This is a genomic window from Blattabacterium cuenoti, from assembly GCF_014252355.1.
GTDB classification, from domain to species: Bacteria; Bacteroidota; Bacteroidia; order Flavobacteriales; family Blattabacteriaceae; genus Blattabacterium; species Blattabacterium cuenoti_AD.
In genome coordinates this window covers 410,074-423,400 of the sequence record NZ_CP059217.1, presented here as the reverse complement: position 1 = coordinate 423,400, position 13,327 = coordinate 410,074, and the positions used below count along the sequence as shown (strand labels likewise).

8 protein-coding genes and 1 tRNA gene are annotated in these 13,327 nt (G+C 24.0%); 3 read left to right on the top strand and 6 right to left on the bottom strand.

The features are described 5' to 3' along the window. The first annotated feature begins 9 nt into the window (after positions 1-9). A complete protein-coding gene (gene rpoC / locus H0H38_RS02070; protein ID WP_185872646.1) occupies positions 10-4,260 on the top strand; it encodes a DNA-directed RNA polymerase subunit beta' in 4,251 nt (1,416 codons plus the stop codon). Positions 4,261-4,264: 4 nt separating this feature from the next. Here the strand turns inward: rpoC and glnS are convergent, their stop codons facing one another. Next, positions 4,265-5,926: a glutamine--tRNA ligase gene (gene glnS, locus H0H38_RS02065; RefSeq protein WP_185873024.1), complete on the bottom strand. Its 1,662-nt coding sequence runs from the start codon at positions 5,924-5,926 to the stop codon at positions 4,265-4,267. A gap of 58 nt (positions 5,927-5,984) precedes the next feature. Here glnS and H0H38_RS02060 point away from each other — a divergent pair, with 58 nt between their 5' ends. Together H0H38_RS02060 and H0H38_RS02055 are read left to right on the top strand one after the other, a co-directional pair. After that, positions 5,985-7,226 (top strand): bifunctional folylpolyglutamate synthase/dihydrofolate synthase, encoded by a 1,242-nt coding sequence (locus H0H38_RS02060; protein WP_185872645.1) that lies wholly within the window; start codon positions 5,985-5,987, stop codon positions 7,224-7,226. Positions 7,227-7,264: 38 nt separating this feature from the next. Beyond that, positions 7,265-7,340 (top strand) — tRNA-Val (locus H0H38_RS02055). Here H0H38_RS02055 and miaA read toward each other — a convergent pair. The 5 genes from miaA to gcvT all read right to left on the bottom strand — a co-directional run bounded on the left by miaA (position 7,300) and on the right by gcvT (position 13,314). Continuing rightward, positions 7,300-8,241 carry a tRNA (adenosine(37)-N6)-dimethylallyltransferase MiaA gene (gene miaA / locus H0H38_RS02050; protein ID WP_185873023.1) on the bottom strand — a complete coding sequence of 314 codons (942 nt, stop codon included), beginning with the start codon at positions 8,239-8,241 and terminating at the stop codon, positions 7,300-7,302. The two genes, H0H38_RS02055 and miaA, sit on opposite strands and share 41 nt — an antisense overlap. 8 nt (positions 8,242-8,249) lie before the next feature. Further along, the gene (gene aroC, locus H0H38_RS02045; protein WP_185872644.1) at positions 8,250-9,326 is read right to left on the bottom strand and encodes a chorismate synthase; all 1,077 of its coding nucleotides are present in this window, start codon (positions 9,324-9,326) and stop codon (positions 8,250-8,252) included. A 33-nt stretch (positions 9,327-9,359) separates the two neighbouring features. After that, a complete protein-coding gene (locus H0H38_RS02040) occupies positions 9,360-10,745 on the bottom strand; it encodes a DEAD/DEAH box helicase (protein ID WP_185872643.1) in 1,386 nt (461 codons plus the stop codon). Between the two features lie 77 nt (positions 10,746-10,822). Further along, the gene (locus tag H0H38_RS02035; protein ID WP_262887269.1) at positions 10,823-12,199 is read right to left on the bottom strand and encodes an MATE family efflux transporter; all 1,377 of its coding nucleotides are present in this window, start codon (positions 12,197-12,199) and stop codon (positions 10,823-10,825) included. A 5-nt stretch (positions 12,200-12,204) separates the two neighbouring features. After that, positions 12,205-13,314 (bottom strand): glycine cleavage system aminomethyltransferase GcvT, encoded by a 1,110-nt coding sequence (gcvT, locus tag H0H38_RS02030; protein WP_185872642.1) that lies wholly within the window; start codon positions 13,312-13,314, stop codon positions 12,205-12,207. Positions 13,315-13,327 lie beyond the last annotated feature (13 nt).

The window sequence follows — 13,327 nt, the reverse complement described above, 5'->3', positions numbered from 1 at the left end:
TAAACAAAAATGAATAATAAAAAAAATCATAAGTTTAAGAAAATTACTATTAGACTTTCTTCTCCAGAATCCATTTTAAAAGAATCACATGGAGAAGTATTAAAACCAGAAACTATTAATTATAGAACACATAAACCAGAAAGAGATGGTCTTTTTTGTGAAAGAATTTTTGGCCCTGTAAAAGATTATGAATGTGCTTGTGGCAAATATAAAAGAATTAGATACAAAGGAATTGTTTGTGATAGATGTGGAGTAGAAGTATCTGAAAAAAAAGTTAGAAGAGAGAGAATGGGGCATATAAGTTTAGTTGTTCCAGTTGTACATATATGGTCTTTTAGAACATCTCCTAATAAAATAGGATATTTATTAGGACTTTCTTCTAAAAAATTGGAAATGATTATTTATTATGAACGTTATGTAGTATTACAAAGTGGTATAGCAGTTGATGAAAATAATAATCCATTAAAATATGGTACTTTTTTAACTGAAGAAGAATATTTAAATATATTAACTACAATTACAAAAGATAATCAATTTTTAGAAGATACAAATAAAGATAAATTTATAGCTAAAATGGGAGCTGAATGTATAGAGAATATGTTAAGTCGTATTGATTTAGATTCTTTATCATCAAAATTAAAAAATTCAGCTAATAATGAAACATCTAAACAAAGAAGATTGGAAGCTTTAAAACGATTACAAGTAGTAGAATCTTTTAAGGAAGGTAAAAAAAATGGGGGTAATGTTACTTGGATGATTATTCATGTTTTATCTGTGATTCCTCCTGAATTAAGACCTTTAGTTCCATTAGATGGTGGCCGTTATGCTGCTTCTGATATGACCGATTTATATCGACGTGTATTAATTAGAAATAATAGATTAAAAAGATTAATAGAAATTAAAGCGCCTGAGGTCATATTGAGAAATGAAAAAAGAATGCTTCAAGAATCTGTAGATTCTCTTTTTGATAATTCAAGAAAAATGTCAGCAGTAAAATCTGAAGCAAATAGACCTTTAAAATCTTTATCAGATTCTTTGAAAGGAAAACAAGGAAGATTCAGACAAAATCTTCTTGGTAAAAGAGTTGATTATTCTGCACGATCTGTCATTGTTGTAGGTCCTAATTTGAAATTGCATGAATGTGGTATTCCCAAAGATATGGCAGCAGAATTATATAAACCTTTTATTATCAGAAAATTAATGGAACGAGGGGTAGTAAAAACGGTCAAATCTTCAAAAAAAATTATAGATAGAAGAGATCCTATGATATGGGATATTTTAGAAAATGTATTAAAGGGGCATCCAATTTTATTAAATAGAGCGCCAACTTTACATAGATTAGGGATTCAAGCTTTTCAACCAAAATTAATAGAGGGAAAAGCTATTCAATTACATCCTTTAGTTTGTTCTGCTTTTAATGCAGATTTTGATGGAGATCAGATGGCCGTTCATTTACCATTATCTTTTGGTGCAATTTTAGAAGCAAAAATTTTGATGTTAGCTTCTCATAATATTTTAAACCCTGCTAATGGAGACCCAATTACTGTACCCTCTCAAGATATGGTATTAGGATTATATTATATGACTAAAGAATTAACATCTTATAATAGTACAATAAAAGTAAAAGGAGAAGGAATGAAATTTTATTCTCCAGAAGAAGTTGAAATTGCTTATAATCAACATATTGTAGATTTACATGCAATTATTAAAGTAAAAGTTAATATTAGAAATTCAGATAATACTTTAATGAATCAATTAATACAAACAACTGTAGGTAGAGTATTATTTAATCAAGTAGTTCCTAAAACAGTAGGATTTATTAATAAATCTATTACAAAAAAAACTTTAAGAGAAATAATAGGTAAAATTTTATATTTAACAAATGTTCCTATAACAGCTAAATTTTTAGATGACATTAAAGAATTAGGATTTTATAATGCTTTTAAAGGTGGATTATCTTTTGGATTAGGTGATATTATTATTCCAAGTGATAAAAAAAATATGGTTTTAGATGCTATTCAACAAGTAGATAATGTGAAAAGTAATTACAATATGGGATTAATTACTAATAATGAAAGATATAATCAAGTAATTGATATATGGACAAATACTAATTTAATGTTGACAGAACAAGTAATGAAACATATGCGTGAAGATAAATTAGGATTTAATCCCGTTTATATGATGTTAGATTCTGGAGCTAGAGGATCTAAAGAACAAATTAGACAACTTTCTGGAATGCGTGGATTAATGGCAAAACCTCAAAAAACAGGATCCTCAGGTGGAGAAATTATTGAAAATCCTATTTTATCTAATTTTAGAGAAGGTCTTTCTATTTTAGAATATTTTATTTCTACTCATGGTGCTAGAAAAGGATTAGCAGATACTGCTTTAAAAACTGCTGATGCTGGATATTTAACAAGAAGATTAGTAGATGCTGCACAAGATGTAATTATTAAAATAGAAGATTGTAATACTTTAAGAGGATTAAAAATTACATATTTAAAGAAAAATGAAGAAGTAGTAGAATCTTTATTTAATAGAATTTTAGGAAGAATATCATTAAATGATATTTATCATCCAAAAGAAGACAGAATCATTGTATCATCTGGACAAATGATTAATGAAACAATTGCATATATAATAGAACAATCTGGAATTGATTATGTATATGTTCGTTCTCCACTTACTTGTGAAGCCAGAATGGGTCTTTGTTCTAAATGTTATGGAAGAAATCTATCTACTGGAAAAATAGTTAAAAAAGGTGAAGCTGTTGGTGTTATTGCAGCACAATCAATAGGTGAACCTGGTACTCAATTAACTTTGAGAACTTTTCATGTTGGAGGAACAGCTGGTAATATTTCTGAATCATCAACAATAAAAGCTAATTATGATGGTATCGTAGAATTCGATGATTTAAAAACAGTCAAAACTAATTATGGAAAAAAAAGAGAAATTGTTGTTTCTCGTACAACTGAAATGAAACTTTTTAATAAAAAAAAGTCTTCTAATTCTTTGTTAATGGTGAAAAATATTCCTTATGGAGCTACTTTATATGTTAAACATAAAGATAAATTAAAACAAGGAGATATAATATGTAGATGGGATTTATATAATGCAGTAATTATTGCAGAATATTCTGGTAAAATTATTTATCAACATTTAGAACAAGGTGTAACGTTTCAAGTCGAAAAAGATGATCAAACAGGATTTCAAGAAAAAGTAATTACAGAAGTAAGAAATAAAAATTTAATTCCTACATTAAAAATTATTAATGATCATAATAATGAAGAATTAAAAATATATAATTTACCAGTAGGATCCCATTTAATGGTTAAAGATAATGAATTGATAGAAGCAGGTACAATTTTAGTAAAAGTTCCAAGAAAAACTGCTAAATCTGGGGATATTACGGGTGGATTACCCCGTTTATCTGAATTATTTGAAGCTAGAAATCCTTCTAATCCTGCAGTAGTTTCAGAAATGGATGGAATAGTAAGTCATGGAAAAGTAAAGAGAGGAAATAGAGAAATTATTGTAGAATCTAAAACTGGAGAAATTAAAAAATATCTAGTAAAATTATCTAATCAACTATTAGTTCAGGAAAATGATTATGTGAAAGCTGGAATGCCTTTATCAGATGGTGCAGTAACTCCAAATGATATTTTGAATATAAGAGGACCTATCGCTGTTCAAAAATATTTAATTAATGAAATACAAGAAGTATATCGTTTACAAGGAGTAAAAATAAATGATAAACATTTTGAAATCATTGTTCTTCAAATGATGAGAAAAGTAGAAATTATAGATGTTGGAGATACTAAATTTTTAGAAGGCAGTATTGAATATAAAGATGATTTTTTAGAGGAAAATCATAAAATATCTCAAATGTTAGTTGTAGTCAATTCAGGTGACTCTAATAATTTTAAAGTAGGAGATATTATTAGTTATAGAAAATTTAGAAATGAAAATGTTATATTAAAATATAAAAATAAAAAATTATTAATTACTCGTAACACAATTCCTGCTATAGCAAGACCTATATTACAAGGTATAACTAAAGCAGCTTTACAAACTAAATCTTTTATCTCAGCTGCTTCGTTTCAAGAAACGACAAAAGTATTAAGTGAAGCTGCAATAAGTAGTAAAACAGATAATTTGAATGGATTAAAAGAAAATGTTATTGTTGGTCATAAAATTCCTGCTGGAACTGGAATAAAAGATTATGAAAATATTTCTTTTGAAATTTTATCATCATAATTTATTATTTTTTGACTTTTTTATTTTTTTCTTTTAAAGGAGCAGTTTGATTAAAAATTAATTTATTTTTATCAGCAACTACGTAAAAATAACCAATTCTTTGAAATTGATAATGATCTCCTATTTTTGCTGTTTTTAAAATGGGTTCTGCATAAGCAATAATTTTTTCTATAGATTTATAATTGATATTTTTTTTATCCAAAAAATGACAATTTTTATTGTTTACTTGAAAAAGTGGATGATAAATATATGTTTCTATATTAATAGAATGTTCAATAGATACCCAATGTAAAGTACTTTTTATCTTTTTACTACTATATTGATTAATATTAGTACCAGATTTACTTTTTGGATCATATAAACAATGTATTTCTATAATATTGCCTATTTTATCTTTAATTACCGAATGAGCTTTTATAATATAAGCATTTTTTAATCTAACTTGTTGATCAATTGAAAGACGAAAAAAATTATTTATTTTTTTTTCTAAAAAGTCATTTTTTTCTATATATAAAAATTTAGAAAAAGGAATTTTTCTAAATCCAAATTGTATATTTTCTGGATTATTTTGTGAAGATAACCATTCTGTATGATTATCTGGATAGTTATCTATAATTAATTTAATAGGATTGAAAATAACCATTACTCTATAAGCAATTTTATTTAAGTGTTCTTTAACTTTTAATTCCAAAAGAGATGTATTAATTACATTATTTCTTTTTGTGACACCTATATTTTTAATAAAATTGTTGATCCCTAAAGCAGTATATCCTTTTCTACGTAATCCTGATATAGTATATATTCTTGGATCATTCCAATAATTAATAATTTTATGATCAATTAATTTTTGTATTTGTCTTTTGCTAGTAATTGTATTTTTTAAATTTAATCTTGAAAATTCTATTTGTTTAGGTTTTCTATATTTGTTATCAAAAATTTGATCTAAATACCAATTATATAGAGGACGTCTATTTTCAAACTCTGATGAACATAGAGAATGAGATATTTGTTCTATATAATCACATTGTCCATGAGTCCAATCATAAGTAGGATATATACACCATTTATTTTGTGTACGAAAATGTTTTGTTTTTAATATTCTATACATAATTGGATCTCTCATATTCATATTAGAAGAACTCATATCAATTTTTGCTCTCAATACACAAGTACCTTCTTTAAAGAATCCATTTTTCATTTTTTCAAAAAGATATAAATTTTCTTCTATCGATCGATTTCTAAAAATACTATTAATTCCTTTATCAATAGGATTTTTTCTTTGAATTTGAATCATATACTGAGTTTGATTATCAACATATGCTTTATGATTTTTAATCAATCGTATTGCTAATTCATATAATATTTTAAAATAATCTGAGGCATAACATTCTTTATCCCATTTAAATCCTAAAAATATTAAATCATTTTTAATAGATTCTACATATTTATTTACATATCTAATATTAGGGTTTGTATCATCAAATCTAAGATTCACTGGAGCTTTATATTTTTGTCCTAAACAAAAATTTAAATAAATAGCTTTTACATGTCCTAAATGAAGATATCCATTTGGTTCTGGAGGAAATCTAAATTTAATATTATGGATAGGTAATCCTTGTTTAATATCTTCCTCTATTATTCTTTCAATAAAATTCAAATTTTTAATATAATTTTTAGTTTAAAAATCGTAAATTTAGTGATTTTTTATAAAAAAATTATAAATAGTGAATTATACTGAAACTATTCAATGGATATTTAATCGTTTTCCTTCTTATCAAGATAAAGAAAAAAATTATTATAAACCTGGATTAGAAAGAATTCATAATTTTTGTTCTTATTTAGGCCATCCACAAAATTATTTTAAAAGCATTCATATAGCTGGAACAAATGGAAAAGGATCTACTGCACATATGTTATATTCTATACTGCAAGAAGAAAAATATAATATTGGATTATTCACTTCTCCTCACTTAATAAATTTTAGAGAAAGAATTTCTTGTAATGGTAAATTAATTGATAAAAACTTTATTATAGAATTTATTAAAAAAAATAAAAAAATTATAGAAAAAGAAAAAATTTCTTTTTTTGAACTTAATACTGGTTTAGCTTTTGAATATTTTAAGAATAAAAAAGTATTTATGGCAATTATAGAAACAGGGTTAGGTGGGCGTTTAGATTCAACAAATATAATAATTCCAGAAATTTCTGTGATTACAAATATAAGTAAAGATCATACAAAAATTTTAGGCAATAGTTTATCCAAAATTGCTTTAGAAAAAGCTGGAATTATTAAAAATAATACATCAGTTATTATTGGATTTTGTAAAAATCATATTAAACGTATTCTTTTACAAGAAGCATTTAATAAAAATGCTCCAATTTATTTTATAAAAAAACGAAAAAATATATCCATGTATACAATTCCATGTGAATCAATTTATCAAAATTATAATAAACAACTTGTGTTAAGCATTGTTAACTTGTTAATAAATAAAAAAAATATTATTATTTCTAATAAATCTATAAAAAATGGGTTTCTCAATGTTAATAAAAATACGTGTATTAAAGGTCGTTGGCAAATTTTACAATTAAATCCAAAAATTATTTGTGATATAGCACATAATGAAGAAGGAATAAAAATAATTACTCAACAATTAAAAAAAGAATTTTATGACAAATTACATTTAGTATTAGGATTTGTAAAAGATAAAAATGTTAAAAAAATATTACAATATTTTCCTTCTGATGCATTTTATTATTTTTGTCAACCAAATATAGATAGAAAATTATCTATTAAATATTTAAAAAAATTAGTAAAAATAAAAAATAATAAATATGTAAAATTTTTTTATTCCGTTAAAGATGCATTTTCAAATGCAAAATATAACTCTAAACAACAAGATTTAATTTTAATTAGTGGTAGTACTTTTACAGTTTCAGAAATATTATTGAATTTTTTCATGTAAAAATAATTTTGTTATTTTTTTTATGTATTATTGTGATTGGGTGATTAGCTCAGTTTGGTTTAGAGCATCTGTTTTACACGCAGGGGGTCACTGGTTCAAATCCAGTATTACCCATTTGTTTTAAAATAAAAGATACAATTTGATTTTTTTCTTGTGGACTAAACCAAGTGATATCACTATCTTTTTTATACCATGTAAGTTGTTTTTTAGCATATTGTCGGGTATGTATTTTAATCTCATCAATAGTATTATATATATTTCCTTTTGTTTTTTGTGATAAAAAATTAAATATTTCTTTATATCCAATAGTATTTAAACTGTTTAAATGTCTATATTGGTAATAAGATTTAGCTTCATCCAATAATCCAAGTTTGATCATATTATCTACTCTATGATTAATTTTATCATGTATTTCTTTTTTTGATAATATTAACCCTATTTTTATAGTATAAAAACTTCTTTTTACTTTTTGTTGATTAAAAAAAAATGATGGTGTATGTCTAGTAGATTTGATAATTTCTAAATATCTAATTAAACGAAATGGATTTTGTATATCTATATTAGGTATTTTTTTGATATATTTTGTAATTTCATGTTGTAAAAATGAAATACCATGTTTTCTAAAATTTAATATTAATTCATTTCTTATATTTTGATTAATATTTGGAATTTTAGATAAACCAACTGTAACGGCTTTTTCGTATAAACTAGATCCACCAACCATAATTAAAATATAATGTTGTATAAATAATGTTTTTAATTTGTTTATTGCGTCTTTTTCAAAAAATTTAGCATTATAATAATCATGTATAGATAAATGGCCAATAAAATGATGTGGAATGGAATTTAAAACTTCTTCATTAGGAACACCTGTTCCTATTTTTAATTCTTTATAAAATTGTCTAGAATCACAAGATAAAATTTGAGTCCTAAATTTTTTTGCTAAAAAAAGAGCAACTTGTGTTTTACCAATACTCGTTGGACCTAGAATAACAACTAAAAAATTATATTTCAAGTTATTGTTTATTTGATTGCAAAATATTTATATAATTTATACAACATCCAATAATCTGCTAAAACTAATGCAGTCATGGCTTCTACAATAGGAATAGCTCTAGGTAAAACACAAGGATCATGTCTTCCTTTTCCTTTCATAAATACTATATTTCCATTTTGATCAATAGTTTGTTGTGTTCTCATAATTGTAGCAACTGGTTTCAACGCTATTTTAAAATATATATCCATTCCGTTTGATATTCCACCTTGTATTCCACCAGAAAAATTAGTTTTAGTACTTTCATCTTGATTAAATAAATCATTATGTTTTGATCCTGTTAATGTAGATCCAAAAAATCCACTACCATATTCAAATCCTTTTACTGCATTAATTGATAACATTGCTTTCGCTAATTCTGCATGTAGTTTATCAAAAACAGGTTCTCCTAACCCTATTGGAACATTTTGAATAATACAAGTAATAGTTCCTCCTATAGAATCTCCATCTTTTTTTACTTCTTTAATTTTTGATATCATTTTTTTTGCTATATCTATATCTGGACATCTAATAGGAGTTTTTTCTATATTTTCAAAATTGAGATCACTATAAGATTTATCTACATATATTTGTCCAACAGAAGAAACGTAAGATATAATTTTAATTTTTTTTATTAATTGTTTTGCAATAGAACCTGCCACAACTCTACATATTGTTTCTCTAGCAGATGATCTCCCTCCCCCTCTATAATCTCTTATACCATATTTTTTTTCATAAGTAAAATCAGAATGTGAAGGCCTATATACATTTTTAATATGTTCGTAATCTTTAGATTTTTGATTATTATTATAAATAATAAATCCAATTGGAGCTCCTGTAGTGATTTCATTGAAAAGTCCAGACAAAAAAATGACTTGATCTGATTCTTGTCTTGAAGTAACAATAGAAGATTGACCTGGTTTTCTTCGATTAAGTTCTTCTTGAATAAAATGGATATTTAGTTTTAATCCAGATGGACATCCATCAATAATTCCACCTAATGCTTTTCCATGACTTTCTCCAAAAGTCGTTATTTTAAATAATTTTCCAAATGTATTTCCAGACATTAAATAAAAATTTTTAATTTTGATAATAATAACTTAATAGTTTACTTTTTTTGTTGATCTAGATGCACTTTTTTTTACTACACACGATGATTTAGATAATACTGCTTCTTTAGAATTTTTATAAATATAAAATAATCGACTAAATTCAATCCAAAATAAACGTTTTATTAATTCTTCTTTATTGAAGGATCCTAATTGATTTTCTATGGTTGGTAAAAAAATGTTTATTAATTTATTATCTACAGATACATTTTTAACTTTATCGATAAAATTTAGTAATTGTTTTTCGCATATTTCTTTGTCTGTTGGTATAGTAATTCTTTGAAAACTTGTTCCAATTTTTTTTTCAAATTCTTTTAAATAACGAGTTTCTTTATGAGTATGAAGAATACATATTGAAATACCAGAATTTCCAGCTCTTCCAGTTCTTCCACTTCTATGAACATAAATTTTACTTTCATTTGGAATATTATAATTTATAACATGAGTTATATCGTGAACATCTAATCCACGAGATGCTACATCTGTAGCTACAAGTAATTGTAAAGTTTTATTTCTAAATCTATTCATTACTGATTCTCTTTGAAATTGAGTTAAATCTCCATATAATGCATCAGCATTATATCCATCTTTAATTAAAGAATTAGCTAGTTCTTTAGTTTTTTTTCTTGTTTGACAAAAAATAATTCCATATATATTTGGATTAACATCCATTATTTTTTTTAAAGTAAAATATTTATTATTTTTTTTATTTACTACGTAATAAATATGTTTGACATCATTAGATCCAATATTTTTTTCTCCTATAATAATTTCAATAGGATCTATAAGATAATTTTTGGCAATAATGTTAATGTGATTAGACATTGTTGCAGAAAATAGTAAACTTTGTCTTTGTTTAGGTAATTTTATAATAATAGTATCTAATTCTTCTTTAAATCCCATATTTAACATTTCATCTGCTTCATCTAAAATAAGATATTTTATATTATATAAAGACAATTTACGTCTTCTAATTAAATCATTAATTCTGCCTGGAGTTCCAACAATAATATGTACATGTTTTTTAAGATAAATAATTTGTTGATTAATATTCATTCCTCCATATAAAGGAATAACTTGTATCGGAATATATTTTGCAAAACCACGTAAATCACTAGTAATTTGAAGACATAATTCTCTAGTTGGACATAAAATTAAAGTTTGTGGATGGTAAAGATTTAATTTGGTTTTTTGTATAATCGGAATTCCAAAAGCTGCAGTTTTTCCTGTACCAGTTTGTGATAATGCAATCAAATCTTTATCAGATTTTAATATATATGGAATTACTTTTTGCTGAACTTGAGTAGGATTTATAAATCCTAAATCTTCTAAAGCTCGTAAAATATGTTTATTTAACAAATTATAAAATGTTTTCATAACAAAAAACTAATCAAAATATTAGTAATAAAATCCAGAATTATTTTATTATATGATTAAACACCAAATATAGATATTTAATGATTATTAATAGTATTTAAAAGTTTTTTTGTAATTTTTTGAAATCTAATTAGCAATAAAATTGAGGAGACTATTACACCTATCCCTAATCCTATCCAAACACCTATAACACCTATGTGAAATTTAATAGATAAAATATATCCTATTGGTAAAGCTAAAATCCAATAAGCAAATAAACTAATATATAATGGAATATATACGTCTTGTAAGCCTCTTAATATTCCCATAAAAATGCTTTGTATTCCATCAAATAATTGAACAATGCTTGCAATGATCATCATATTGTGTACCATATATTCTACTTCTTTATCATTTTTAATATACAATAATGGAATATAATCTCTTAAACAAATTAATAATATACTGCAAATAGAAAGGAATATGGTTCCCATAAAGATTACAGACCATCCTATTATTATTAAATCAGAATAATTTTTTAATGCTAATTGATTTCCGACCCTTACTGTAGCAGGAATAGAAAAACAAGTATTTAAAATAAAAGTAGAAGATACTAGATTAATGATTATTTGATGTGCAGCTAATTCTTTTATTCCACATTGTCCAGAAATAAAAGAAGAAATGGCAAATGCACTCATTTCTAAAAACATGTAAATTCCAGAAGGAATACCTATTTTTAATATTTTTTTTACATATTTTTTTTCTAACCAAAAATATTTCAAATTGTGAAAATAAATTTTTGTTTTTTTATGTTTTTTTAATAAAAAAAAAATATTTATTGACATAATAATACGATATATTAAAGTAGAATATCCCACACCTAAAAATCCTAATTTTGGCATAAAATAAAATCCATTGATAAATGAAAAATTGAAAATAATATTTATAAAAGCGGATATCCAAGTGCTAATTAAACTAGGACTTGGTAAAGATAATCCTTCTGAAAATTTACGAAACATTTCAAAAATCATCCAAGGAATAAAAGATAAAGCTAGAATTTTTAAAAAAGATGTAGTTTGTTCTAAAATTTCTTTAGGTTGTCCTAAATATGGTAAAATTAATAATATAAAAAAATGTATAAAAACATACATTATAATAGATAATATAAAATTTATTATTAATCCATGATAAAAAATTTTAGCACCATATTCATAATCATTTTTAGCATCAGAAGATGCTATTAAAGAAGAAATTCCAGAAGATATTCCAAATCCAAATATAATAATAATAAAAAATATTGAATTAGCTAAAGAAATTGAAGCTAATGCTTTTTTACCAAAAAAACCAATCATAATATTATCAGATATGCCAATAATAATTACACCTAATTGAGTAAAAAATATAGGAATAGCTAATAATAAATTTTTTTTAAATTGATATATGTATAAACTTATTGAGTTATTTTTTTTAATCAAAAATACTACACCTTTTTTATAAAAGGTAATTTAACTATTTTAATAGGAATATTACTATTTTTTATAGAAATAAAATAATTTGTTGAATTATATATGATCATATTTATATTTTCTATAAATCCTAATCCAATTCCTTTTTTTAAAATTGGAGAATAACATCCAGAAGTAACTGTTCCAATTGGAATATTATTTTGATTTTTTAAAATATGTCCATTTCTTGGAATTATAATTCTTTTATCATTAATTATAAAAGAAATCAATTTTTTATGTTTGCCTTCAGTTTTTTGTTTTTGTAATAAATCTCTAGATATAAATTTTTTATTAAATTTAGTTATCCAAGATAATCCTGCTTCTATTGGTGTAATATTTTCTGATAATTCGTTTCCATATAATCTATATCCCATTTCTAATCTAAGTGAATCTCTAGAGGATAATCCACATGGGTGGATATTAAATATATGCCCTATATCTAATATTTTATTCCAAATAAAATTAGAATATTTATTTTGTATATAAATTTCAAATCCTATAGATCCGGTATATCCTGTTCTAGATATTAATACTTCTTTTATTCCTGCTAATGTCCCTATTTCAAAATGATAGAATGGCATGTTTTCTAAATCAATATTTGTTATTTTTTGAAGAGTCATGATAGATTTTGGTCCTTGTATAGATAGAATAGAATATTTATGAGTAATATCTAAAAGATATATATTATTTGGATTATATAATTTAATATGATCAAGAATCCATTTTTTATTTTTTTCTGTATTAATAGCATTAACTATTAATAAAAATTTATTATTTGAAATTTGATAAATTATTAAATCATCTATAATACCTCCTTTATAATTAATCATACAAGAATATTGTGCTTGATAAGATTTAAGTTGGAATAAATCATTTGTTGTTAAATATTGAAGAAAATTTTTTACGTCATTTCCTGTTAGAATAATTTTTCCCATATGACTAATATCAAATAATCCAACTGAAGTTCTTACAGAAAGATGTTCTTTTATAGAAGAAATATATTGAAGAGGCATATGATATCCAGAAAATATAATCATTTTTGCTTTCAATTGAATGTGATTATTGTATAATATAGTTTTTTTCATATAGAAAAAAATA